Source organism: Mesorhizobium sp. WSM4871, assembly GCF_055811295.1.
Genome location: NZ_JBVVPU010000003.1, coordinates 174,004 through 198,385, shown reverse-complemented (window position 1 = coordinate 198,385; position 24,382 = coordinate 174,004). Strand labels below are relative to the sequence as shown.

The following is a 24,382-nucleotide window of genomic DNA, read 5'->3' as shown; positions in this document are numbered from 1 at the left end:
CTGATTTGGAACGCGACAGCAGTTTTTCGGCTGAGACAGCGGACATATTGTCCGGCGGGGACGATTCCCTGGCCGGCGTCACCGTCATCGTCTGCTCGTCCTGTCGCGACGAAACCGGCTCCGATGCCCATCCCCGCGCCGGTGCGCTGCTCGCCGATGACACGCGCCATGCCGCCTCTGGCGAAAAAATCCGCATCCGCACCGTCGAATGCCTCGGCAATTGCAAGCGACGGCTCAGCGCCGCGATCCTTCGTGACGGCTGCTGGAGCTACGTCTTCGGCAACCTGACTCCCACCAGCGGCGCCGATCTCGTCACCGGCGCGAAGCTCTTCGCCACGTCGACCGACGGTCTCATTCCCTGGCGCGGCCGCCCCGACAGCCTGAAGCGCGGCCTCGTCGCCCGCATCCCTCCCCTTGACCTCCTGAAGGACTGATCATGACCGCTTCCGTTTCCCGCGTCCCCTGCACTGTCGTCACCGGCTTCCTCGGCGCCGGCAAGACGACGCTGATCCGTCATCTGCTCGAAAACGCCGGGGGCAAGCGGCTGGCCATCATCGTCAACGAGTTCGGCGACATCGGCATCGACGGTGAGATATTGAAAGGCTGCGGCATCGACTCTTGCCCCGAGGAGAACATCGTCGAACTGGCCAATGGCTGTATCTGCTGCACCGTCGCCGACGATTTCGTCCCGGCGCTCGACCAGATCCTGTCGCGGACGCCCAAGGTCGACCATATCCTGATCGAAACCTCGGGCCTCGCTCTGCCCAAGCCACTCGTCCAGGCCTTCCAGTGGCCATCGGTCAAGAGCCGGGTGACGGTCGACGGCGTCATCGCCGTGGTCGACGGACCGGCGCTGGCCGAAGGCCGCGTCGCCAACGACATGGATGCCCTGCAGGCGCAGCGGGCGCAGGACGAGACCCTCGATCACGACGATCCGGTCGAGGAAGTGTTCGAGGATCAGGTCGCCTGTGCCGACCTGATCATATTGTCGAAGAGCGATCTGATGGATGCCGCCGGCTCGGCCCGCGCCAATGCCATCGTCGGCCAGCATGTCGCGCGTGCCGTGAAGATCGTTCCGACATCGCAGGGCAAAGTCGATCCCTCGGTGCTGCTCGGTCTCGGCCTTGCCGTCGAGGACGACATCGAAAACCGCAAGACCCATCACGACGACGAACTCGACCACGAGCACGACGATTTTGATAGCTTCGTGATCGATATCGCCTCCGTCTCCAATCCGGACGAGCTGGCAAAACGCGTCGCCACAGCCGCCGAAGAAGAAAACGTGCTGCGCGTGAAAGGCTTCGTCGAGGTCGGCGGCAAGCCGATGCGGCTGTTGCTGCAGGCCGTCGGTCCGCGCGTCAATCACTATTACGACCGCGCCTGGACGCCCGAAGACGACCGCCGCTCGCGCCTCGTTGTCATTGGCTTGAAGGGGCTGAACCGCCCGGCCATCGAGCGTATCCTCGCCGGCTGAGGCAAAGCACAAACCGCGATGCACATCCTCACCACAACATCCGCCTCGCTCGACGATCTGGCCGAGCCTGTCGATCTCCGGCAGACGCCGGCGGATGTCGTGGCCTTGTCCTTCACCGACAGCGATCTGGCCGGACTGGCGGCGGCATGGAAGGCGGATGCGGCACGCCTGCCCTCGATGCGGCTCGCCGCGCTTCGCGATCTGCGCCATCCGATGTCGGTCGACCTCTGGATCGACAGCGTCGCCCGCCACGCCAAGGTTGTTCTCGTCCGCATCCTCGGCGGCTACGACTGGTGGCGCTATGGCTGCGACCAGCTTGCCACGATTGCGCGCGCACGCGGCATCAAGCTGGCGCTGCTGCCCGGCGAGAGCCACGACGAGGATTTGCGGCTGATCGAAGGATCGACCCTGCCACGCGAGGAACTGGACGGCCTGCTCGGTTATTTCCGCGAGGGCGGGCCGGAGAATATGACGGCGCTGGTTCGGAGACTGGCGCGACTTGCCGGATCGGATGCGGCGATCGCCGAGCCGGTCAATGTGCCGAAGACGGGCTATTATCAGCCGGGACTTGGGGTCGTAGAGCGCGACATCCCCCTCCCCCTCGAGGGGAGGGTCCGGCCGCAGGCCGGGGGTGGGGTCCTCTCTGAAGCGCGCCGACTTAAAAAAACGTCGAGCACTGCCGCAACGACCCCACCCGGCCCTGCGGGCCACCCTCCCCTCGAGGGGGAGGGGGACGTCGCGCCTGTCATTCCCATCCTGTTCTACCGCTCGATGCTGTTAGCCGCAGATGTCGCGCCCATCGACGCCCTTTTTGAGGCGCTGAGCGCGCGCGGCATCGCCTCCGTTCCCATCTTCGTCTCCAGCCTCAAGGACCCGGCTTCGCTGGCATTCGTCGAAACCGCGCTCGCAACCTTAAACCCCGCCGCCATCATCACCGCGACCGCCTTTGCCTCCGGCGCCGAGCCCGGCATCGAAACCCTGTTCGACCGTGCCGGCGTGCCGGTCTTCCAGGTCATCGTTGCAACTACTCGCCGCGATGTTTGGCAAAACAACCAGCGTGGCCTGGCGCCGGCCGACCTCGCCATGCATGTCGTGCTGCCCGAGCTCGACGGCCGCATCCTGGCCGGCGCCGTCTCCTTCAAGGGTGAGGTCGAAACCGATCCGGCGCTGGCGTTCCGCGCCTTCGCCAACCGGCCGGAGCCAGATCGCGTGGCGCAGGTGGCTGCCCGCATCGAAGCCTTTATTCGCCTGCGGCAGACGCCGCGCGGACAACGCAAGCTCGCCATCCTGATCCCCGACTATCCCAGCGCCCCCGGCCGCACCGGCTATGCCGTCGGCCTTGATGTACCCTCCAGCGTGCTCGCCATGCTGCATGACCTCAGCGAACAGGGCTACGCCGTTGAAGGGATTCCGCAAACGCCGCGTGAACTGCTGGATTTGTTGGAGCGCGGTGACGAGGGATTGGGACTGGCGGACTATCTGGCCTTCACCACGGAATTGCCGACGGCTGCAATCGCTGCGGTAGAGGCGGCGTGGGGTAAGGCGGAAGATGAGACAGGTTTGCGCGAGGCGCCCCCCTCTGTCCTGCCGGACATCTCCCCCTCAAGGGGGGAGATTGAGCTGTCGTCTCTGCTTTCGCCAACTAGCAACGTTGCAGGAGGAGCGACGATATCGGAACTGCCAATCTCCCCCCTTGAGGGGGAGATGTCCGGCAGGACAGAGGGGGGTGTTCAAGCGCCTACCGCCGCAAAATTCCCCTTCCGCGCCGCGACCTTCGGCAACGTCACCATAGCCCTCGCCCCCGATCGCGGCCGCTCCACGGATCGTCGCGTCGACTACCACGACCCGACCTTGCCCCCGCGCCATGCCCTGATCGCCTTCGGCCTGTGGCTGCGCAAGTCCCTCGGCGTCCACGCCCTCATCCATGTCGGCGCCCACGGCACGCTGGAATGGCTGCCCGGCAAGACGGTGGCGCTCAGCGAAAACTGCTTTCCCGAGATCGTCACCGGCGCATTGCCCGTCATCTACCCCTTCATCGTCTCCAATCCCGGCGAGGCGGCGCAGGCCAAGCGGCGCATCGCCGCCGTTACCCTAGGCCATTTGCCGCCGCCGCTGACCGGCGCCGGGCTCGACGAGAACCAACACAAGCTTGAGCGGCTGGTCGATGAATATGCCCAGGCCGACGGGCTCGACCGCCGCCGCCGCGACCGCCTGGCAAGGCTGATCGTCGAGACCGCGCAGAAGACCGGCCTCGCCAATGAAGCAGGCGTTGCCGGCACCGATGCGCCCGACGAGGCGCTGCGCCGCATCGATGCCTGGCTCTGCGACCTCAAGGATTTCGCCATCAAGGACGGGCTGCACATCTATGGCCGCTCACCGGCGGGCGAAACCGATCCGCTGCGCAGGCAAAGTGCCGCGGCCGAGAAGGCAGCCTTGCTCGCGGCGCTCGATGGCCGCCATGTCAAGGCCGGTCCGGCCGGTGCCCCCGCGCGCGGCCGGCGTGATGTGCTGCCGACCGGCCGCAATCTGTTCACATCGGACCCCCGCACCATGCCGACACCGACCGCCTATGATCTGGGCAAGGTGGCGGCCGAAGAAGTCGTGCGCGGCTATACACAGACGCATGGCGACTGGCCGCGCTCGCTGGTCATCGACCTCTGGGGCTCCGCCTCGCTGCGCACCGGCGGCGAGGAGATCGCGCAAGGCTTGGCGCTGATGGGCTGCCGGCCGCAATGGGATGCCGCCACCGGTCGCATCACCGGCATCGAGGTGCTGCCCCCAGCCGCGCTCGGGCGCCCGCGCGTCGATGTCACCTGGCGCATATCGGGCCTGTTCCGCGACATGTTCCCGACCCAGATTGCGCTGATCGATGCCGCCGCCAACGCTGTCGCCGCCCGCGACGAAGACGTCTCGGAAAACCCGCTCGCCGCCAGGACGCGCGCGGAGGGGAAGATCAGCCCGCGCATCTTCGGCACCTCGCCCGGCACTTACGGCGCCGGCGTCGAGGATCTTTTGGCAAGCGGCGACTGGGCGGCGCGCGAAGAGATCGGCCGCGCCTATCTCGACGCCACGTCGCATGCCTATGGCGGCGCCGAAGGCGAAGGTATTTCCGCGCCCGGCGCCTTCGAGGGCCGCATCGCCGAGGCCGATCTGCTCGTCCATACCGGCGACGATCCCGGCCGTGACATCCTCGAAGGCTCGGCCGACGTCGCCTTCATCGGCGGCTTTTCGGCGGCGCTCGCCGCACTCGGCAGGAACGCCGACGTCATCGTGCTCGACACCACGGATCCGCAGAGGCCGAAGCCGCGCTCGATCGGCGAGGCCGTGGCGCGGGTGGTGCGGGCGCGGGCGGTCAACCCGCGCTTCATCGCAGGGCAGATGCGCCACGGCCCGCGCGGCGCCTCGGAATTCGCAGAGACGGTCGACCGTCTCGTCGGCTTCGCCGAAACCAGCCACGCCATACCGGGCGCGCTGATCGAAGCCGTGCATGACGCCTATCTCGGCGATCCCGAGGTTCGCGCCTTCATCCTGCGCGAAAACCCTTCCGCCGCAAAAGTCATCGCCGAGCGTTTCCTCTCGGCGCGGCGTCGTGGTCTGTGGCATCCGCTGCGCAATTCCATCGACGACGATCTGGCCGCATTGATCACCGAGGCCCACGCGCTCGGAGTGGCGGCATGAATGCCTTCTCCCGCCGTGGCGCTTGCCCTGATTTGTCGGCCCCGATGCAGACCGGCGATGGGCTGCTGGTGCGGCTCAATCCCGTTTCTGGAGGACTAGCGCCGAACTTGTTGATCACGCTCGCCCAATCCGCCTTGCGGCATGGCAACGGCATCATGGAAGTGACCGCACGCGGCAGCCTGCAGATACGCGGCCTGACGCCGGCAAGCGCGCGGCTGCTGGCGGCGGAGGTCGATGCGCTCGGGATTGCGGTGCGCACCGGGGTTCCGGTCGAGACCGGGCCGCTCGCAGGGCTTGACCCGCAAGAGATCGCCGACCCACGCCAGCTGGCTGAGCGTATTCGTGCAGCGATTGATGAAGCCGGGCTGGCGCAGCGCCTTGGCCCGAAGGTTTCGGTGGTTGTCGATGGCGGCGGACAGTTGGCCATGGATGCGGTGACGGCCGATGTCAGGCTGAGTGCGATCAGAACCGACGCGGGCGTTCGTTGGCTAGTAGCCGTTGCCGGCGACAGGCAGAATGCAACGCCGCTCGTCATGGTCGAGGAAGATGCTGGCCGTGATATCGCCGTCGCGATTTTAAGGATGGTTGCCGAAAAAAGCCGAGAAGCCCACGCAAGGGATTTGACGCTGCGGCAGCTGACATCTCTCGCAACTTGGCATTCCTTCGCGCCCCCCTCTGTCCTGCCGGACATCTCCCCCTCTAGGGGGGAGATTGGCAGTTCCCACGCCGCTGCTCTTGTTGCAACGTCGGTAGTTGGCGAAAGCGGAGATGGGAGCCGAATCTCCCCCCTAGAGGGGGAGATGTCCGGCAGGACAGAGGGGGGCGCGACAGAACGCCAGCCTAACTCTTTTCAGCCTATTGGAACCTTCGCCCTGGCCTCTGCCGCCACCGCCCTCGGCATTAGCCTGCCCTTCGGCAGCATGCCGGCGGAAAAGCTCATCGACCTTGCCCAACAGGCTCTCACCCTTGGCGCCACCGAAATCCGCCTGGCGCCAGGCCGCGCCCTGCTTTTCCTTGGTCAGCCGGCGGCCGCCAACCAGAGCCTTCAAAACACAGCCACCGCCCTTGGCTTCGTCACCACCGCCACCGACCCACGCACCCGCATCGCCGCCTGTCCCGGCATGCCGGCCTGCGCCTCCGGACGGATCGCGACACGCGACATCGCCGAGACCATCGCGGCGGAGAGCCGCGACCTCCTCGATTTCTCCTTCACATTGCACATTTCCGGCTGCGCCAAGGGTTGCGCCCATCCCGGCTCGGCGACCCTCACCCTGGTCGGCGGCGAAAACGGAGCCGGACTTGTCGTCAACGGGACGGCGAAGGCCCTTCCCGCCGGATACAGGCCGGGCTATGACGCCGCGCGCGGCGTCAGTCGCGTCGCGGCAGCCCTGCGCAGCGCACGACTTCACGGCGAGACCGCCGCCGCCTGCCTGGCAAGGCTTGGCGCGGCCGGTGTCACCGAGGCTTACCGACAGGAATGAGCATGCCCACCCAGGACGACATCGCCTACGACTATATCCATGACGGCACGGCGATCTACGAGCGCTCCTTCGCCATCATCCGCGCCGAGGCCGACCTGTCGCGGTTTTCCGAGGCCGAGGCCGATGTCGCCATCCGCATGATCCATGCCTGCGGCCAGGTCGAGGCCGCCAGACATTTCGTCTTTTCCAGCGGTTTCGTCGCCGCCGCCCGCGCCGCTTTGGCTGCCGGCGCGCCGATCTTCTGCGATGCCGAAATGGTCTCGCATGGCGTCACCCGCGCCCGGCTGCCGGCCGGCAATGAGGTGATCTGCACGCTGCGCGATCCGCGCACCGCCGAGATCGCCAAGGAGATCGGCAACACCCGCTCGGCCGCGGCGATCGATCTCTGGGGCGAGCGCATGGCAGGCTCTGTCGTCGCCATCGGCAACGCGCCGACCGCCCTCTTCCATCTCTTGGAGAAATTGCGCGACGGGGCGCCGAAGCCGGCGGCCATCATCGGCATGCCGGTCGGTTTCGTCGGCGCTGCCGAATCCAAGGATGCGCTGGTCGAAAATTCCTATGGCGTGCCCTGCGCCATCGTGCGCGGCAGGCTGGGCGGCAGCGCCATGACCGCCGCCGCGCTTAACGCATTGGCGAGGCCGGGCCTGTGAACGCGCTCCCCAAGGGACGTCTGGTCGGCGTCGGCACCGGTCCCGGCGACCCCGAATTGTTGACGCTGAAGGCGGCGCGGATATTGGCCGAGGCCGATGTCGTGGCCTATTTCGCCAAGCGCGGCAACAACAGCAACGCACGCGCTATCGTCGAAGCGCGCTTCCGGCCGGACATGCTGGAACTGCCGCTGCTCTATCCCGTGACGACCGAAATCGACAAGGATCACGACGACTACCGCTCGCAGATATCAGGCTTCTATGAGGAATCGGCCGAAAAGGTTGCCGGACATCTTGAGGCTGGGAAGATGGTGGCGGTGCTGTCGGAAGGCGATCCGCTTTTCTACGGCTCCTATATGCATCTGCATGTCCGGCTGGCGCATCGCTTCCCGACCGAGGTCATTCCGGGCGTCACCGCCATGTCCGGCTGCTGGTCGGCGACTGGGCTGCCGATCGTCCAGGGCGACGACGTGCTGAGCGTGCTGCCCGGCACGATGAGCGAGTTCGAATTGACGCGCCGCCTCGCCGACACCGATGCCGCCGTCATCATGAAGGTCGGCCGCAACCTGCCCAAGATCAGGCGCGCGCTGGAGGCGACCGGCAAGCTGACGCGCGCCGTCTATGTCGAGCGCGGCACCATGCCGGGCAGCGTCTCGATGCGGCTGGCCGACAAGCAGGACGACAAGGCGCCCTATTTCGCCATCGTGCTGGTGGCCGGCTGGTCGGCCCGGCCCGGTGCGTCGGGAGCCAAGCCGTGAGCGGGCGTTTGACCGTCATCGGCCTCGGACCCGGCAATGCCGACCAGGTAACGCCCGAAGCAAGCCGCGCTGTCGCGGAAGCCAAATTCTTCTACGGCTACAAGCCCTATCTCGACCGGCTCGAGCTGCGCCCGGACCAGACCCGCGTCGCCTCGGACAATCGCGAGGAACTCGCGCGCTCCAGGGACGCGCTAGTAAAGGCAGCCGAAGGCCATGAGGTCGCCGTGGTCTCGGGCGGCGATCCCGGCGTCTTCGCCATGGCGGCCGCTGTTTGCGAGGCGATCGAGGCCGGCCCGGCTGAATGGCGCGCGGTCGATGTCGCCATCGTGCCCGGCATCACCGCCATGCTTGCGGTCGCCGCCCGCATCGGCGCGCCGCTCGGCCATGATTTCTGCGCCATCTCGCTGTCCGACAATCTCAAACCTTGGGAGCTGATCGAACTGCGACTGCTGGCGGCAGCCGGCGCCGGCTTCGTCATCGCGCTCTACAACCCGATCAGCAAGGCGCGTCCCTGGCAGCTTGGCCGTGCCTTCGAATGCCTCACCGCCATATTGCCCGGCACCACGCCTGTCATCTTCGGCCGGGCAGCGGGCCGCCCGGACGAGCGCATCGAAGTCTATCTGCTGGCGGATGTCGACGCTGAAAAGGCCGACATGGCGACCTGCATCATCATCGGCTCGCCGGAAACCAGGATCATCAAACGCGGCGACCGCCCAGTGCTGGTCTACACGCCGCGCTCCGCAGCAGGCACCAGAAAATGATCGACCATCGCGGCAAGCGCTTCGACGGTTTCAGCCGACGTAACATCCGGCAGCGCTGGCCTGCGGATCATGACCACCTCGAGGCCAAGCGTCCGCGCCGCCGCGATCTTGCCATAAGTAGCCTCGCCACCGCTGTTCTTGGACACGACGGCGTCGATGCGATGGCTTTCCAGCAGCGCGCGCTCGTCTGCCTCGCGGAACGGCCCGCGCGCCAGCAGATAGGTCGCGTCAGGCACCGCCAGCCTAGGCTCGACCGGATCGACGCTGCGGATGAGATAATGATGCTGGGGCGCGGCCTCGAAGGCAGCGACCTCTTGCCGGCCGAGCGCCAGGAAAACGCGACGCGACGGCGGACCCAATGCCGTTACCGCATCGGCAACGGTATCGACCAGCGTCCAGCGGTCGCCCTCGACCTGTTCCCAGCCCGGGCGGCGCAAGGCAATGATCGGCACACCCGCTTGCCGCGCCGCCTCCGCCGCATTGGCGGAAATGCGCGCAGCATAGGGATGCGTGGCGTCGATCAGCAGATGAATGCCCGCTTCGCCGAGATAAGCTGCCAGCCCTTCGGCGCCGCCGAAGCCACCAGTGCGGACCGGCACGCCCTGCGCCACAGGATTCTCAGTGCGGCCGGCCAGCGACAGCGTAACCTCAAGACCAGCGCGCGCGGCGACCTTACCGGCCAGTTGCCGGGCTTCGGTGGTTCCGCCGAGGATCAGAATTTTCTTCATGGGCACCATATTGCACGGCGTCGGCGCTGCCCCTCACCCTTACCCTCTCCCCGTAGAGAACGGGGAGAGGGGGGCGTCAGCGTTGGAGCTTCTCCCTTCTCCCCGTCACTATACGGGGAGAAGGTGCCGGCAGGCGGATGAGGGGCGGCGCGGCATGTCAAACAACAAACAGCCGACGCCTCAATGGCTAACCATCGTCGGCGTCGGCGAGGACGGTGTAGCGGGTCTCGGCGACGAGGCCAAGCAACTGGTTGCTGAGGCGGAAGTCATCTTCGGCGGCAAGCGCCACCTTGCGCTGATGGCGTCGCTGATCACAGGCGAAGCCCGCGCCTGGCCGACGCCCTTCGATCCTGACATGCGCGACGTGCTGGCGCTTGCCGGCAAAAATGTCTGCGTGCTCGCCTCCGGCGATCCGTTCTTCCATGGCGTCGGCGCCACCCTCGCCCGCAAGGTCAAGCTCCGGGAGATGCATGTCATCCCGGCACCGTCAGCCATTTCGCTGGCGGCCGCCCGCCTCGGCTGGGCCTTGCCAGACATCGAGACCATCTCGCTGCACGGCCGGCCGCTCGACCTGATCCGGCCACTGCTACATCCTGGCATTCGCATTCTTGCCCTCACCTCGGACGGCGACGCGCCGGTGGCGATTGCGCGGCTGTTGACCGAACTTGACTTCGGCACGTCAAGGCTGACGGTTCTGGAGGCGCTGGGCGGCCCTAATGAAACGCTGCGGAGCGCCCGAGCCAACGCCTTCGATCTCGAAAACATCAACCCGCTCAACGTGCTGGCGATTGAAGTGGAATCGACTTCGGACGCACGAATCCTGCCGCTGACATCGGGCCTGGCCGACCATTTGTTCGAGCATGACGGCCAGATCACCAAGCGCGAGATCCGCGCCATGACCTTGTCGGCGCTGGCGCCAAGACGCGGCGAATTGCTGTGGGACATCGGCGCCGGCTCCGGCTCGGTCGGCATCGAGTGGATGCTGGCGCACCCTTCCTTGCGCGCCATCGCCATCGAGGCCGAGCCGACCCGCGCCGCCCGCATCGCCCGCAACGCCGCCGCCTGCGGCGTTCCCGGCCTCGTCGTCGTCGAAGGTGCCGCACCCAAGGCGCTGGCCGGGCTTGAGCAGGCGGACGCGATCTTCATCGGCGGTGGCGGCAGCGATGCCGGCGTGCTGAGTGCAGCCATCAAGGCGCTGTCCTCCGGCGGCCGATTGGTCGCCAATGCCGTGACGCTGGAGATGGAAGCCTTGCTTCTCGCCCAGCACACCAAATTCGGCGGCGATCTGGCCCGCATCGCCATATCGCGCGCCTCGCCCGTCGGCGCAATGCAGGCTTGGCGCCCGGCCATGCCGGTCACCCAATGGAGCTGGGTGAAGCCATGATGGTCGCGGGCATCGGCAGTCGCAAAGGCGTCAGCGCAGGCGAAGTGCTTGCCGCGGTGGAAACCGCGCTGGAAGCGCACGGCCTGGCAATGACCGCGCTGTCTGCTTTGGCGACGACCGAATTCAAACGCAGCGAAGAGGCCATTTTCGCTGCCGGTCGTGAACTCAACCTCCCGGTTATAGTGGTGGATGCTGGTGGCTCCGAACCGTCGCTCCCCCTCACCCGGCCTCCGCTTCGCTCGGCCGACCTCTCCCCGAGGGGAGAGGAGATCACCACCGCTGGCGCAAGCCTCTTCTCCCCAGTGGGGAGAAGGTGGCCCGAAGGGCCGGATGAGGGGGCCTCTTTGCTCAGCCATTCCGGCCTCTCGCAGGATCTCGCCGGCACGCCCTCCGTCTCGGAAGCCTCAGCCCTCGCCGCAGCCGGCGCCGGCGCGAAACTGCTTGGGCCGCGCACCGTGCTCGGCCCAGTCACCTGCGCCATCGCCATCAGCGGAGATGCGCCATGACCGTTCATTTCATCGGCGCGGGTCCGGGTGCTGCCGACCTCATCACCTTGCGCGGCAGCCGGCTGCTGGCCAGCTGTCCGGTCTGCCTCCATGCCGGTTCGATTGTCGCGCCGGAACTGTTGCAGCACTGCGCGCCGGGGACAAAACTGATCGACACCGCGCCGATGTCGCTCGACGAGATCGAAGCGGAATATCTCGCCGCCCACAAAGACGGCCACGATGTCGCCCGCCTGCACTCCGGCGACCTGTCGGTCTGGAGTGCGGTCGCCGAGCAGATCCGCCGGCTGGAGAAGCACGGCATTCCCTACACGCTGACGCCGGGCGTTCCCTCCTTCGCCGCCGCGGCGGCAGCACTTCGCCGCGAGCTGACCATTCCCGAAGTAGCACAGAGCCTGGTGCTGACGCGCGTCTCCGGCCGTGCCTCGAAGATGCCACCCGGCGAGACGCTGGCCGGCTTCGGCCGCACCGGCGCCACGCTCGCCATCCATCTTGCCATCCACGCCATCGACCGTGTCGTCGCCGAGTTGACGCCGTTCTACGGCGCCGACTGCCCGGTGGCGATCGTCTTCCGCGCCTCCTGGCCGGACGAGCGCGTGCTGATCGGCACGCTGGCGACGATCGAAATGCTGCTCGCCGCCGATCCGATGGAACGCACGGCAATTATCTTCGTCGGCCGTTCGCTGGCGGCGGAAGGCTTCGGCGAGAGTTCACTTTACGACGCCCACTACCAGCGGCGTTTTCGCGGACGGGACGGATTGTGAGCGGCAGCACCAAGGAAAACGGCCGGCTCGAACAGGCGCTCGCGCGGCTGAACTTCAAGCCGCGCAGTTTGGAGCCGGGCCATGTCTGGTTGGCCGGCGCCGGCCCCGGCGATCCCGGCTGCCTGACGCTGGAAGTGCTGGCGGCATTGGCGGAGGCGGATGCTCTCGTCTACGACGCACTGGTCTCCCCCGATATCGTTGCCGTCGCCGAGCGTGCAGAGCTGTTCTATGCCGGCAAGCGCGGCGGCCAACCGTCGATGAAGCAGGACGACATCACCGCGCTGCTGGTGCGTCTGGCGCGCGAGGGCCGCCGTGTCGTCAGGCTGAAGGGCGGCGATCCCTATATATTCGGCCGTGGCGGCGAAGAGGCGCTGGCGCTGGCGCGCGAGAATATCCCGTTCCGCGTCCTGCCCGGCCTGACCTCGGGCCTGAGCGCGCTTGCGGCTACCGGTATACCGGCCACCATGCGCGGCATCAACAAGGCCGTCATCCTGGCGACGGGCCATGCCGCCGGCACCGATGACGATCTCGACTGGACGGCGATCGCCCGCACCGGCCAGCCGGTCGTCGTCTATATGGGCATGGCCAATCTGCCCGTTATCGCAGCCTCCCTGCTCGAAGGAGGTCTGGCGCCGTCGACGCCCGCTGCGGTGATCGTCGCCGCGACGACGCCGCAGGAGCGCACCGTCGTCGCCACGCTCGCCACCATTGCCGAAGCAGCGACCGCTGCCGACCTGTCTTCACCGGCGCTGATTATCGTCGGCGGCATCGTCGCCATGCGCGCGGCACTGGCGGGCGAAGCATGACCCGCGCCATCATCATCGGCGCGCCGCGCTCCGGCTCGGGCAAGACCAGCGTCACCATCGGCATCTTGCGCGCGCTCGCCAGGCGTGGGCTGAAGGTGCGCGGCGCCAAATCCGGCCCCGACTATATCGATCCCGGCTTCCACACCGCCGCCACGGGTCTGTCCGGCGTCAACCTGGATAGCTGGGCGATGTCGCCTGCCTTGCTCAATGCCCTGGCAGGCAACGCCACCGAGGATGCCGACTTCATCTTCCTCGAAAGCGCCATGGGCCTGTTCGACGGCATTCCCGCTGCGCCAGGCCGCTCCGGCTCGGCCGCCGACCTCGCCCGGCTCTATGGCCTGCCGGTGCTGCTGGTGCTCGATGTCTCCGGCCAGTCGACCACGGCGGCAGCCGTCGCCAAGGGTTTTGCCACCTATGATCCCGACGTGCGCATGGCTGGCGTCGTGCTCAACCGGCTGGGCAGCGAACGCCACCGCCGGCTCTGCGGCGAAGCCATCGAGGCAATCGGCCTGCCGGTGGTCGGCGCCATCCTGCGCGATCCCTCGCTGAACCTGCCGGAACGCCATCTCGGCCTCGTTCAGGCCGGCGAATACGAGAACCTGACGGCGCATCTCGACCGCCTTGCCGACATGGTCGAACAATCGCTGGACCTCGACGCCATCATGGCGCTGGCGGCGCCATTCACGCCGGCATCAGGCGATTTCAGCGATGCATTGCCACCGCCAGGCCAGCGCATCGCATTGGCGCAGGATGCCGCCTTTACCTTTCTCTACCCGCATGTCGCCGCGCATTGGCGCAAGGCCGGCGCGGAAATCGTCCCGTTCTCGCCGCTCGCCGACCAGGGGCTGGCTCAAGATTGCGACGTCTGCTGGCTGCCCGGCGGTTATCCCGAACTTCATGCCGGTCGCCTCGCCAGCGCCGCGAACTTCCGGACCGGCATGGCAAAGTTTGCTGAGACGCGGCCGATCCATGGCGAGTGCGGCGGCTTCATGGTGCTGGGCGAAGCGCTGGAAGATGCCGAGGGCGAGACACACAAAATGCTCGGCCTGCTCGGCCACTCGACCAGCTTCGCCAAACGCAAGATGAATCTCGGCTATCGCCAGGCAAAATTGCGCGCCGATTGCCCGCTGGGTGCCGAGGGCACGCTGATCCGCGGCCATGAATTCCACTATGCGCAGATGACGGCCACCGGCAACGATGAGCCACTGGCCGACCTCGCCGACGGCCAGGGCAATCCGCTGGGCGCTTCGGGCTACCGGCGTGGCAATGTCAGCGGGACGTTCTTCCATGCCATTGCGAGGGGTGCATGACCGCAATCCCCTCACCCCGGCAGGCGCTCGACGACATCGCGCTCTGCCTCGTCTTCTTCACCCGGCTGCCGCTGCCGGTTTTCGACTTTCGCGGCCGCAGCCTGGCCAGCGCGATCTGGGCGGCCCCGGTGGCCGGTCTCGCCGTCGCCTTGATTGGCGCCCTGGTTTACGCCGTCGGGACAAGGCTCGGTCTCGCCGGCGGACCGGCGGCAGCCCTGGCGCTGGCCTCCACCCTGCTCGCCACGGGCTGCCTGCACGAGGACGGGCTTTCGGACGTCGCCGATGGCTTTGGCGGCGGCAAGACGCGTGAGAAAAAGCTGGAGATCATGCGCGACAGCCGCATCGGCGCTTACGGCGCTTGCGCGCTCGGCCTGTCGCTGCTGATCCGCTGGAGCGTGCTCTCACAGTTCACCACTCCGGCAGGGGTTCTCTTCGCTCTCGTTGCGGCCCATGCCGGCTCGCGTGGCTTGCTCGGCGCTTTCATGCATCTCCTGCCGCCGGCCCGCGACGACGGCCTTTCGGCCGGCGCGGGCGCCGTCTCGGCCGAGACGGCTGCTCTCGGCGCCATACTTGGCGCGCTCGCGCTGCTGGCGCTTGGGCTGGGCGGAGCAGTTGCCGCACTTATCCTGCTCGGCCTCCTGTTCACCGCCTTCCGCGCGCTCTGCCTCAACCAGATCGGCGGCCAGACCGGCGATACTGTCGGAGCGCTGCAGCAACTCGGCGAGATCACGATCCTGCTCGTCGCTTCCGTTTCCCTATCCTGACTCTCTTTCGGAGAAATCTTTTCCATGCCCTTCAAATCGCTTGATGAACTGCGCGCGGCCTGCCTCGACCTGCCTGTCGGCAGCGATACCGCGGCGGCAGCCGTGGCCCGCCGTCAAAACACGCTGACCAAGCCACAGGGCAGCCTCGGCCGGCTGGAGACCATAGCCGCCTGGCTGGCCCGCTGGCAGGGCCGCGACATGCCGAGGCTTGACCGTGTGAAAGTCTTTGTCTTTGCCGGCAACCATGGCGTCACCGCGCAAGGCGTGTCGGCCTTCCCATCGGAGGTCACCGTGCAGATGGTGGCGAATTTCGCCGGAGGGGGTGCCGCCATCAACCAGCTTGCCCGCATCGCCGGCACCGAGCTCGATGTCATCCCGCTCGACCTCGACCACCCGACCGGCGATTTCACGCAGGAGCCGGCAATGGACGAAAAAGCCTTCCTCGCCGCCGTCTCGGCCGGTCACAGTGCGGTGACCAAGGACATTGACCTCGTCTGCTTCGGCGAAATGGGCATCGGCAACACCACGCCCGCCGCCGCCATTTCGACCGCCCTGTTCGGCGGCGGCGCGGAAAAATGGACGGGGCGGGGCACCGGCGTCGACGATGCCGGCCTGAAGCGCAAGGTCGCCGCCATCGAGGCCGGCCTCAAGCGCCATGCCGAAGCGCTTGCCGACCCGCTGAAGGTCGCAGCCACGCTTGGTGGCCGCGAACTCGCCGCCATCTTCGGCGCGACGCTGGCCGCGCGCCACAACAATGTGCCCGTGCTGCTCGACGGCTTCGTCAGCACCGCCGCCGCCGCTCCCCTGGCCAGGCTGCACCCCACCGGCCTCGCCCATACCATCGCCGCCCACGTCTCGGCCGAATCCGGCCATCGCCGCCTGCTGGAGGCGCTCGGCCTGCCGCCACTGCTCGACCTCGGCATGCGGCTCGGCGAAGGCTCCGGCGCCTGCCTCGCCGTCAACATCGTCCGCTCGGCGCTGGAGTGTCATGCTCGAATGGCGAGTTTTGCGGAGGCGGGTGTTTCGGAGAAGTAGATCACGTCAAACTTTCAACGTCATTGAATCAAAAGAATAACACGATCTTGAGTGTTCCATGAGAGGAGAAAATCTTCTTGGAGGCTATTCAATGTATTTGAAGACTGTAGTTATCACGGCATTGTTTTGCGGCACGGCTCTACCGGCATTCTCGCAAACCCTCGACGAGACCCGCCGCCCGCTGCGCCTGCGCGCCGGTGACGACGGGCTCGCGAAGGTGCAATCCAGCCTTACCATGAGCATTCCGGTCAAGGATGATGAAGACATCGCGGTGCAGCAGGAAGCCGGGCTTCGTTCCTTCTATAAAGTCGCGGCCGGCAGCTGTGCCATGGTGATCGAAACCATCGCCGACTCCTGCGAGGTCACCAGCGTCACCACAAATGTCAACGCCAGGGATCGCAGCGTGGGCAGCGCGGGTGGATCGCAGATCACTGTGACCGGCCAGATCGCCATGAAGGTAAAGTTCAAGGCCAGCCTTGGCAAACCCGCGCCGTAAGGTGGCAGCCTTAAAAATCCCATGTGGTACGTGGGACGGTCTCACGGCCGTCCCACGTTCCCGGTGTGTTCACGGGGTCTATCCACCTAAGTCTTTGAAATCTTTGGTGGGTGCGCACAGGATTGAACTGTGGACCCGCTGATTAAGAGTCAGCTGCTCTACCAACTGAGCTACGCACCCACTCGGCCGGTAAAACCGGCGTCGGCGGGCATATAGCCGCCGATACCAGTCATGTCCAGCCCTGCCGGAATCATTTCCCGACAAATCGCACCGGCTCTCGTCATCCTAGGGCGGAGCGAACGCGAACCGGAGCAGAGACCCTAGGATCCATGCCGCAACATTGGCCGAAGAATGCAGCGGCGCAAAACAAAAGCCGCTCTGCTGTGATCCGTCCTGCGCCTCTGTCCTGCTAAGAATTCCAAGGTGTGTCCCGCGGCGACACTCCGCCGTTACGGCATGGACCCTAGGGTCTTCGCGACGTCGCTTCGCTCCTGCTCCGCCCCAGGATGACGAAGCGTGAGGATGCGATCAAATGAACAGCCTCCCCTCCGCCACCTTGACCGCATGGCCGCCGATGCGGGCGGCCGCCAGTTTGCCGCCTTCGACATTGAGTTCGAGGCGTATGCGCGACGGCCGGCCCATCTCCAGCCCCTGCTCGATCCAGAGCTGCGATACGCCATCCGTCGGGCGGTCGAAATGCATGACAGCACCGGCGAAGGCGGCGGCCGCAGAGCCGGTTGCCGGATCCTCGTAAGAGGGGCTGCCCGGCACGATCATGCGCACATGGAAGGCGCTGTCGTGGTTCACCCTCTCGCGGCAGTAGACATAGGGGCTGGCGAAAGCCCATTCGCTCTTGCGCGGCGCCAGTTCCGACCACGCCTGGTTGTCGAGCCTTATCCGACCTGCCGCCTCTAGGTCGGCGACGGGTATGGTCACATAGGGGACGCCGGCCGACCAGAATGAGACCCGATGATTCTCGAAGCCGATTTCGTGCGGCGTGAGTCCAAGGGCAGCACCGATTGCTTCCGGATCGGCCGACAATTCCAGCCGCTCCGGCAGTTTCGCCAGGTCGAACTCGGCAAAGGTGGCGCCGTCATGCTTGCTGACGGCGCAGCGCACCGGGCCGATATTCTCCTCCAACACGAAGATGCCGGCCCCGCCCTCGCCCGCCTGCTCGGCGAGCGCGATCGCCGAACCTACGGTCGGATGGCCAGCGAAAGGCATTTCGTAGTCGGGCGTGAAAATGCGGATACGATTGCGGTGTTTGGGGTTGTCGGCAGGCAGCACGAAGACGGTTTCGGAGAGATTGAATTCGCGCGCAATGGCCTGCATCCCGGCCGTGTCCAGCCCTTTGCTGTCGAGCACGACGGCCAGCGGATTGCCGGCCAGTTGCTCGGTCGTGAACACATCATAAAGCAAGTAATTGCGCGGCTGCATTTCAGAAAGTCCTCTGCCTGAATCCAAACATGAGCGAAATTTAATTTGATATTCGAACCGGTCAGCCTGATTTGTACACTCATAGGGACATCAGGCGTTATAGGGGTCCGGCGTGGACCAGATTGTCAATCTGCCAAAGACGGAATCGGATTCCGCCATCGAGACGGCGCTCGGCCTTGATCGCGAAGGGCTGCGCAAGACGCGTCGCCGTGGCTGGCTTTACGGGCTGCTGGCGCTGATCGTCATCGCCGCCGGCTTCGTCGGCTACCAATGGTATGCCGGGTCTCCCGCCAAGATCGACTATACGACGGTGCCGGCCGCTGTCGCCGACCTTACCGTCGCGGTTTCGGCCACCGGCACGCTGCAGCCCCTCACCCAGGTCGACATTTCCAGCGAACTGTCCGGAGTCGTCCGCTCGGTTTCGGTCAATGAAAACCAGCAGGTGAAGAAAGGCGATGTGCTGGCCGCGCTCGACACCGCCAAGCTGGAAGTCCAGATCGAGCGCGCCGAGGCCTCCGCCAAGGCTGCGGCGGCGAGCGTCGAGGACGCCACGGTGACGCTCAACGAAAACGAAAAGGCGCTTGTCCGCGCCGCGGCGCTGACCAGGCGAGGCATGGCGACGGACCAGTCGCTTGAAGCGGCAACCGCCACGCGCGACCGCTCCAGGGCGGGGCTCGACAGCGCCAAAGCCAATCTGGCCATCGCCAATGCCGACCTCAAGGCGCAGCAGACCGATCTTGCCAAGAGCACCATCTACGCGCCGATCGACGGCATCGTTCTGACGCGCTCGGTCGATCCGGGCCAGACGGTCGCCTCCTCGCTGCAGGCGCCAGTGCTGTTCGTCATCGCCGCCGATCTGAGGAACATGGAACTGAAGGCAGCGGTCGACGAGGCCGACATCGGCGCGGTCAGGCCAGGCCAGCATGCCCGTTTCACCGTCGACGCCTTCCCGGAACGGCCGTTCGATGCCGAGATCCGCGACATCTCCTACGCCTCCGTGACCACCGACGGCGTCGTCACCTACGATGCGCGGCTCGAGGTCGACAACAATGAACTGCTGCTGCGGCCCGGCATGACCGCCACCGTTTCGGTCGTCACCAGGCAAGCCAAGGGCGTGCTCACCGTGCCGGCCACCGCCTTCCGCTATCGGCCGCCAGCGGCATCCACTGCTCGCGGGTGGAGCCTGGGGGATCTGTTCACCGGCCGCATGGGGCGTCCGGGTGGCAACCGCCAGCGCCAGGCGACGACGACGCCCACCGACGGCTCGCGCACGCTCTACGTCCTGGAGAACGGGCGGCCGCGTCCGGTCAACGTCAAGGTCGGCTCCACCGACGGCGAACTGACCGAGATCGTCTTGGGCCTCGACGAAGGCGCGGAAGTCATCACCGCTTCGCAGCAGCGGGGCTAAGGCCATGGCGTCGGGCGCGACCCTCATCAGCTTCGACCAGGTCTGGAAGAGCTATGGCCAGGGCGAAGCCAAGGTCCATGCGCTGGCCGGGGTCGATCTTGCCATCCGTCGTGGCGAGTTCGTCGCCATCATGGGTCCCTCCGGCTCGGGCAAATCGACGGCGATGAACATCATCGGCTGCCTCGATACGCCGACGGCCGGAACCTACTCCTTCATGGGCATCGATGCCGGCCGCCTCGACCGCAACCGCCGCGCCATGCTGCGCAATCTCTATGTCGGCTTCGTCTTTCAGGGCTATAACCTCCTCCCGCGCACCACCGCGGTGGAAAATGTCGAACTGCCGCTGATCTACCGCGGCGTCGGCGCCCGCGACCGTCACGACCTTGCCATGAAGGCGCTGGCCGAGGTCGGCCTTGTCGGCCGCGAGCACCACACGCCGGCCGAGCTTTCCGGCGGTCAGCAGCAGCGTGTGGCGATCGCGCGCGCCATCGTCACCAGGCCGACGCTTCTGGTGGCCGACGAGCCGACCGGCAATCTCGACACCGCCCGCACGCATGAGATCATGGAACTGCTGACCCGGCTCAACACCGAGCTCGGCCTCACCATCGCCATGGTCACCCACGAGGCCGATGTCGCCGGCTATGCCGAGCGCACGATTCGCTTCCTCGACGGCCACGTCGCCTCCGACAGCATGAACCTGGAGGTGGCCTGACTTGCTCTGGGAAACCGTCCGCCTCTCGCTATTGTCCGTGCGCCGCAACGTGTTGCGTTCGTTCCTGACGCTGCTCGGCATCGTCATCGGCGTCGCCGCCGTCATCGCCATGCTCACCATCGGCTCCGGCACCACCGAAAAGGTCAAGTCCGACATCGCCAAGCTCGGCAGCAATCTGCTCGTCATCCGTTCCGGCCGCCCGGCCGGCCCAGGCGGACCGGGAGGGCTCGACCAGGTGGTCCGTCCGCTTGCCGAAAAGGACGTCGCCGCGCTCGTCGCCCACCTGACCGGGGCCCGCGCCATTTCGCCTGCCTCGCAAAAACAGGTGCGCGTCATCTTCGGCACCGAGAGCCTGACCTCGGGCGTTACCGGCACCGACAGCGCCTATCTCGATGCGCGCGACTGGAAGCTGGCGTCGGGCCGCCCGTTCAGCGATTCCGAAACCCGCTCGGGCACCGGCGTCTGCCTGATCGGCGAAACGGTGCGCCAGCAGTTCTTCGGCGCCGGCGACCCCGAGGGCGAGATCATCCGCGTCAACCGCACCTCCTGCAAGATCATCGGCCTGCTCGAGCCCAAGGGCTATACCGGCTTCGGCCAGGACCAGGACAATGTCGTGCTGATGCCGCTGCATGCGTACCAGCGCCGCATCGCCGGCAACCGCGATGTCGACAACATCTATGTCGCCGCCGACGACAGGACGCCGACGAGCGAACTGCTGCCACGCGTCGAAGACATATTGCGCGACACGCGCCGCATCACGCCCGACCGCGAGGACGATTTCTCGATCCGCGACATGACCCAGATTGCCGACGCCATGGCCAGCGCCACCACCACCATGACCGGAATGCTCGGCGCCGTCGCCGGCGTCAGCCTGCTGGTCGGCGGCATCGGCATCATGAACATCATGCTTGTGTCGGTCACCGAACGCACCCGCGAGATCGGCATCCGGCTGGCCATCGGCGCGCATGAAAAGCACATCCTGATCCAGTTCCTGGTCGAGGCGACGGTGCTGTCGCTGCTCGGCGGCATCATCGGCATCCTGATCGGCCTGGCGCTCGCCGGCCTCGCCTCGGTGGCGCTGACCATACCGTTCGCGCCAAGCCCGGCGGTCATTCTGCTTGCCGTCGGTTTCTCGGCGCTGATTGGCATGGTGTTCGGTTTCTTCCCGGCGCTGCGCGGCGCAAGGCTCGATCCGATCGACGCGCTGAGGCATGAATAGAGGGCGTCACGCGACGTTTCGGCTGTTTATACTTTTTATGGGGCTTCTTACGCCTCTTCCCTGTCCCCACTCAACCTGCGGTGCTAGTATAGTCGCTGGGGCTAATATGACCCTCGAGGGGTGGGGAAGTATGAGTAAGAAAGAACGCCTGATTCTGGCGGTGCTGGTCGTTGAGGCCGCCTTGGCAGGCCTGTGGTGGTATCTGGCCAGCTATGGCATGGAAAATCCCGATCGCGTCACCGCCGATTTCCAGCAGGTCATCGGGCAGACGATGGGAATGGCGATGGGCGCCTTGCTGGGTCTTGGCGTCATATTGTTCCTGATAGCCGCCCGCAGCGATCGCAAGGCCATGGCAGGCAAAACGCGTCGTTAGTCCTTCCCGGCAAAATGCCACTCGATCAGCGGCTTCATGTGCCCCATCAGCCCTTCCGGCAGATCGGCGGCGTGGCGGATGATCACCGGCCCCTCGATCTCAGGTTCGGCTTCGGCGGCGACGAAGGCACTGATGCGCCGCGCGATCTCGTCGGCCGGCTCGACCATCCTATAACGGCGAAAGATCACCGTGCCGCTCGGCGTGGATAGTGCGTGGTAGCGCTGGCCGCGCACGGCACCAGACAGATCGATCCCGGTCTCCTCGCCCACCTCGCGGACCATGTTGAAGTCGACGTCGACAAGTCCGTCGCGGAAATCGATCGGCTCGAACGAACCGGCGGCGAAATAGACGCGGCCGGCATTGACGGTGTGCTGCGCCATGCGGATCGCAACCAACGCGTTGTCGCCGGCGACCAGCATGGCATGGGCATAGGCGTGCTCGGCCCCGGCCGCCTGCCGATTGCTGCGCCAAAGCATGAAGGTCGAGTAGCGCACTGCGTGGCAGCGGCCCACCAGGCGACTGTCACGATAGCTGAGTGCTGAAAGCAGCACCACGGTGCCATCGAACAGTGCCGGATTGGCCGCGATTTCCCTGCTCCAATTCTCGGCGATCGCTTGGCGATTGTCGCGCTCGAACGGATGCGGGCCGGGATCGAGCCTGACCTCGACAAAGTCGACCGGCAGGATAGTGTTGCGCGGCAGATCGAAGCTCACAGTCAGGCCATGTCCAAGGCGATCGCGACCGGACAATGGTCTGAGGCTTTCGGTCGGTCCCAGCCGGCGCGCGGAAAACGCTCCACCTCCTGGCCGGCCGGGAATATCGTGCGCCAGGGCTGGCCGTTGCGGATTATGTCGGGAACGGCTGTCGCGTTCCTGGTCGCCAGCCCCTTCGACAGCAGGATGTAGTCGAGCTGACAGAGATGCCGCTCTTGCGGTCCACGTGTGTGGTAGAAGGTCCAGCGATCCATTTCGGGGCGCCGCTCGACCGCGTTTTCACAAAAGCCGCCGGCGGTGAGCGTGTTGAGGCAGGACTGGTTCTCGTTGATCACCTCGAAGCGATGGCCGTCGAAGGCATCGCCGGTGATCTTCACACGCTGCCGGTAATCGTTCATGTCGCCGCAGATCGCCCAGCGCTTGTCGGCAGCATGATCCCCGCCGAAACGCTCCTCGATGATGCGGCGCACCGCTTGTGCCTCGGCGATGCGCAACGGCATGGTCGCCTCGCGGCCGTCGAGGCCGTTTCGAGGCGAGCCCATCGACTTGAAATGCACGAGATAAAGCGTCAGCGGCACGCCGCCCACCTTCAGGTCGACTTCCAGGCAGTCGCGCCGGAAGATGCGATCATTGGCCTGGTTTCCCAGTGCGGCCAGTTCCGGCGTGAAGAGGCCGAATTGCTCGAACGTGACATAGGCATGGCTGGTCATGCGCACGAACTCGATCGGCTGGCCTTGCGCCGTCTCGTCGCGCATCATCAGGGCAACGTCGATACCGCGCGAATCATTGCCGGCGGTGGTGTATTTCTGCCGGTAGCCCTGCCCCACCATCTTGAACAGATAGCCATATTCGAAGGCCTTCAGCGCCTCGATGTTGTCGACCTCCTGCATGCAGATGATGTCGGCCCGGGTGGCGGCGATCGCCAGCGCCGTCAATTGCCGCGTATCGTCCGATTGCGCGATGGCGCGGGCCTGTTCCAGCATCCTGTATTCGGCCTCGCTCTGTATATCGAAAAGCGCCAGCGTGCGGTCTTCGTTGAGCTGATTGCGGTATCCGGAAAAATCGAACCTGTTCATCAGGTTTTCGACATTGAATGTGGCGAGGCGCAGCGTCATGGCGACGAGCTTTGCCCGCAAGCGCGGGAGAAAACAAGGTCGCAGGACCACCAGCGGAGATCGATTGGTCCTGATGGCATTCCCGTCATGGTTGACGGAACCTTTTCCGTTCATCCTCCGTTCAGACGGAAAGTTCCATCAATGAGGTTCTGCCCCCGGGTATTCTGGGCGTGGGGCCTGAAATCTCTTGGAGAGTGCAATGAACTCGCTCTTTTCTTCCACGGTGAAATCCTGGCTGTTGGCCCTGGGCCTCATCTCCGGCATCACCGCGCCGTCCGCCGCCGGCCCGATCATGCAGCCGGATCTCTCTGTTCCCGCCAGCACCGCTGCGCCGACAATCACGCCTGTCCGCGATGGCTGGGCGGGCGGCAACAACCCACGCTTCAACGAGTGGCAATGGCGTCGCCATGACGGGCGCCGTTTCTCGAGGTCGGATAATTGGAACCGCGGTGACTGGAACCGTCGAAACTGGAACCGCAGACACTGGAATCGCGGGGATGATTGGCGTTGGCGCCATCATCGCCGCCATTACCGCGGCGGCTATTACGATAATGGCGCGGGCGCCGCGATTCTGGGGCTGGGCCTGGGGCTCGGCCTCGGCAGCATGTACAACAACTACAACTACTACGACGCGCCGGCACCGCGCCGCTATTATCGTGCAGGATCCAGTGCTCACGTCCGGTGGTGCTACAATCGTTACCGCTCGTATCGCGCCTGGGACAATACGTTTCAGCCCTATGGCGGCCCCCGTCGGCAGTGCTGGTCGCCTTATAGCTGAGCCAGGCGACCGGTGAATTCCCGAACGGCGCCGCACCT

At 65.9% G+C, this 24,382-nt stretch carries 24 protein-coding genes and 1 tRNA gene; 20 read left to right on the top strand and 5 right to left on the bottom strand.

Annotated features, from left to right (window positions below; genetic code table 11):
* Nucleotides 1-5: 5 nt before the first annotated feature.
* From AC0L2H_RS07600 to AC0L2H_RS07570, 7 genes are read left to right on the top strand one after another with little or no spacing between them, the layout of a single operon-like run.
* Nucleotides 6-434 carry a DUF1636 family protein gene (locus tag AC0L2H_RS07600; RefSeq protein ID WP_473589651.1) on the top strand — a complete coding sequence of 143 codons (429 nt, stop codon included), beginning with the start codon at nucleotides 6-8 and terminating at the stop codon, nucleotides 432-434.
* 2 nt (nucleotides 435-436) lie between these two features.
* Nucleotides 437-1,474, top strand: a complete 1,038-nt coding sequence (cobW, locus tag AC0L2H_RS07595; protein WP_473589650.1) for a cobalamin biosynthesis protein CobW — start codon at nucleotides 437-439, stop codon at nucleotides 1,472-1,474.
* Nucleotides 1,475-1,492: 18 nt separating this feature from the next.
* A complete protein-coding gene (locus AC0L2H_RS07590) occupies nucleotides 1,493-5,152 on the top strand; it encodes a cobaltochelatase subunit CobN (RefSeq protein ID WP_473589649.1) in 3,660 nt (1,219 codons plus the stop codon).
* The gene (gene cobG / locus AC0L2H_RS07585; protein WP_473589648.1) at nucleotides 5,149-6,633 is read left to right on the top strand and encodes a precorrin-3B synthase; all 1,485 of its coding nucleotides are present in this window, start codon (nucleotides 5,149-5,151) and stop codon (nucleotides 6,631-6,633) included. Before AC0L2H_RS07590 ends, cobG begins: the two co-directional genes overlap by 4 nt.
* On the top strand, nucleotides 6,630-7,283 hold the full coding sequence (locus AC0L2H_RS07580) for a precorrin-8X methylmutase (RefSeq protein WP_473589647.1): 654 nt from the start codon (nucleotides 6,630-6,632) through the stop codon (nucleotides 7,281-7,283). The genes cobG and AC0L2H_RS07580 overlap by 4 nt, the downstream gene beginning before the upstream one ends.
* Nucleotides 7,280-8,038 carry a precorrin-2 C(20)-methyltransferase gene (locus AC0L2H_RS07575; RefSeq protein ID WP_473589646.1) on the top strand — a complete coding sequence of 253 codons (759 nt, stop codon included), beginning with the start codon at nucleotides 7,280-7,282 and terminating at the stop codon, nucleotides 8,036-8,038. The genes AC0L2H_RS07580 and AC0L2H_RS07575 overlap by 4 nt, the downstream gene beginning before the upstream one ends.
* Nucleotides 8,035-8,799 carry a precorrin-3B C(17)-methyltransferase gene (locus AC0L2H_RS07570; protein ID WP_473589645.1) on the top strand — a complete coding sequence of 255 codons (765 nt, stop codon included), beginning with the start codon at nucleotides 8,035-8,037 and terminating at the stop codon, nucleotides 8,797-8,799. The genes AC0L2H_RS07575 and AC0L2H_RS07570 overlap by 4 nt, the downstream gene beginning before the upstream one ends.
* Here AC0L2H_RS07570 and AC0L2H_RS07565 read toward each other — a convergent pair.
* Entirely contained in the window at nucleotides 8,763-9,527 is a 765-nt protein-coding gene (locus AC0L2H_RS07565; protein ID WP_473589644.1) for a cobalt-precorrin-6A reductase, read from the bottom strand. The two genes, AC0L2H_RS07570 and AC0L2H_RS07565, sit on opposite strands and share 37 nt — an antisense overlap.
* Before the next feature lie 154 nt (nucleotides 9,528-9,681).
* Here AC0L2H_RS07565 and cbiE point away from each other — a divergent pair, with 154 nt between their 5' ends.
* The 8 genes from cbiE (at nucleotide 9,682) to AC0L2H_RS07525 (ending at nucleotide 16,589) form a co-directional block, all read left to right on the top strand.
* A complete protein-coding gene (gene cbiE / locus AC0L2H_RS07560) occupies nucleotides 9,682-10,911 on the top strand; it encodes a precorrin-6y C5,15-methyltransferase (decarboxylating) subunit CbiE (protein WP_473589643.1) in 1,230 nt (409 codons plus the stop codon).
* Nucleotides 10,890-11,417, top strand: a complete 528-nt coding sequence (locus tag AC0L2H_RS07555) for a cobalamin biosynthesis protein (RefSeq protein ID WP_473589642.1) — start codon at nucleotides 10,890-10,892, stop codon at nucleotides 11,415-11,417. The genes cbiE and AC0L2H_RS07555 overlap by 22 nt, the downstream gene beginning before the upstream one ends.
* Complete coding sequence (cobM, locus tag AC0L2H_RS07550; protein WP_473589641.1) at nucleotides 11,414-12,178, top strand: precorrin-4 C(11)-methyltransferase; 765 nt, start codon at nucleotides 11,414-11,416, stop codon at nucleotides 12,176-12,178. The genes AC0L2H_RS07555 and cobM overlap by 4 nt, the downstream gene beginning before the upstream one ends.
* Nucleotides 12,175-12,984, top strand: a complete 810-nt coding sequence (gene cobA / locus AC0L2H_RS07545; RefSeq protein ID WP_473589640.1) for a uroporphyrinogen-III C-methyltransferase — start codon at nucleotides 12,175-12,177, stop codon at nucleotides 12,982-12,984. The genes cobM and cobA overlap by 4 nt, the downstream gene beginning before the upstream one ends.
* Complete coding sequence (locus tag AC0L2H_RS07540; protein ID WP_473589639.1) at nucleotides 12,981-14,294, top strand: cobyrinate a,c-diamide synthase; 1,314 nt, start codon at nucleotides 12,981-12,983, stop codon at nucleotides 14,292-14,294. The genes cobA and AC0L2H_RS07540 overlap by 4 nt, the downstream gene beginning before the upstream one ends.
* Nucleotides 14,291-15,058: an adenosylcobinamide-GDP ribazoletransferase gene (locus tag AC0L2H_RS07535; RefSeq protein ID WP_473589638.1), complete on the top strand. Its 768-nt coding sequence runs from the start codon at nucleotides 14,291-14,293 to the stop codon at nucleotides 15,056-15,058. The genes AC0L2H_RS07540 and AC0L2H_RS07535 overlap by 4 nt, the downstream gene beginning before the upstream one ends.
* Before the next feature lie 24 nt (nucleotides 15,059-15,082).
* Nucleotides 15,083-16,093 (top strand): nicotinate-nucleotide--dimethylbenzimidazole phosphoribosyltransferase, encoded by a 1,011-nt coding sequence (gene cobT, locus AC0L2H_RS07530; protein ID WP_473589637.1) that lies wholly within the window; start codon nucleotides 15,083-15,085, stop codon nucleotides 16,091-16,093.
* A 91-nt stretch (nucleotides 16,094-16,184) separates the two neighbouring features.
* A complete protein-coding gene (locus AC0L2H_RS07525) occupies nucleotides 16,185-16,589 on the top strand; it encodes a hypothetical protein (RefSeq protein ID WP_473589636.1) in 405 nt (134 codons plus the stop codon).
* Between the two features lie 104 nt (nucleotides 16,590-16,693).
* Here the strand turns inward: AC0L2H_RS07525 and AC0L2H_RS07520 are convergent.
* Together AC0L2H_RS07520 and AC0L2H_RS07515 are read right to left on the bottom strand one after the other, a co-directional pair.
* Nucleotides 16,694-16,769, bottom strand: a tRNA-Lys gene (locus tag AC0L2H_RS07520).
* A 348-nt stretch (nucleotides 16,770-17,117) separates the two neighbouring features.
* Entirely contained in the window at nucleotides 17,118-18,026 is a 909-nt protein-coding gene (locus AC0L2H_RS07515; protein WP_473589635.1) for a PhzF family phenazine biosynthesis protein, read from the bottom strand.
* Nucleotides 18,027-18,138: 112 nt separating this feature from the next.
* On the opposite strand from AC0L2H_RS07515, the gene AC0L2H_RS07510 reads away from it, so the two are divergent.
* From AC0L2H_RS07510 to AC0L2H_RS07495, 4 genes are all read left to right on the top strand, one after another.
* Nucleotides 18,139-19,434, top strand: a complete 1,296-nt coding sequence (locus AC0L2H_RS07510; protein ID WP_473589634.1) for an efflux RND transporter periplasmic adaptor subunit — start codon at nucleotides 18,139-18,141, stop codon at nucleotides 19,432-19,434.
* 4 nt (nucleotides 19,435-19,438) lie between these two features.
* Nucleotides 19,439-20,146 (top strand): ABC transporter ATP-binding protein, encoded by a 708-nt coding sequence (locus AC0L2H_RS07505; RefSeq protein WP_473589633.1) that lies wholly within the window; start codon nucleotides 19,439-19,441, stop codon nucleotides 20,144-20,146.
* A gap of 1 nt (nucleotide 20,147) precedes the next feature.
* Entirely contained in the window at nucleotides 20,148-21,365 is a 1,218-nt protein-coding gene (locus AC0L2H_RS07500; RefSeq protein WP_473589632.1) for an ABC transporter permease, read from the top strand.
* Between the two features lie 130 nt (nucleotides 21,366-21,495).
* A complete protein-coding gene (locus AC0L2H_RS07495; RefSeq protein ID WP_473589631.1) occupies nucleotides 21,496-21,738 on the top strand; it encodes a hypothetical protein in 243 nt (80 codons plus the stop codon).
* On the opposite strand, the gene AC0L2H_RS07490 is transcribed toward AC0L2H_RS07495, so the two are convergent.
* Both AC0L2H_RS07490 and AC0L2H_RS07485 read right to left on the bottom strand, forming a co-directional pair.
* Nucleotides 21,735-22,451, bottom strand: a complete 717-nt coding sequence (locus tag AC0L2H_RS07490; protein ID WP_473589630.1) for a hypothetical protein — start codon at nucleotides 22,449-22,451, stop codon at nucleotides 21,735-21,737. The genes AC0L2H_RS07495 and AC0L2H_RS07490 overlap by 4 nt on opposite strands.
* Nucleotides 22,452-22,453: 2 nt before the next feature.
* On the bottom strand, nucleotides 22,454-23,566 hold the full coding sequence (locus AC0L2H_RS07485; protein WP_473589629.1) for an endonuclease/exonuclease/phosphatase family protein: 1,113 nt from the start codon (nucleotides 23,564-23,566) through the stop codon (nucleotides 22,454-22,456).
* Between the two features lie 199 nt (nucleotides 23,567-23,765).
* Between AC0L2H_RS07485 and AC0L2H_RS07480 the strand changes: the two genes are divergently transcribed.
* Nucleotides 23,766-24,344, top strand: a complete 579-nt coding sequence (locus tag AC0L2H_RS07480) for a BA14K family protein (RefSeq protein WP_473589628.1) — start codon at nucleotides 23,766-23,768, stop codon at nucleotides 24,342-24,344.
* The last annotated feature ends 38 nt before the right edge of the window (nucleotides 24,345-24,382 follow it).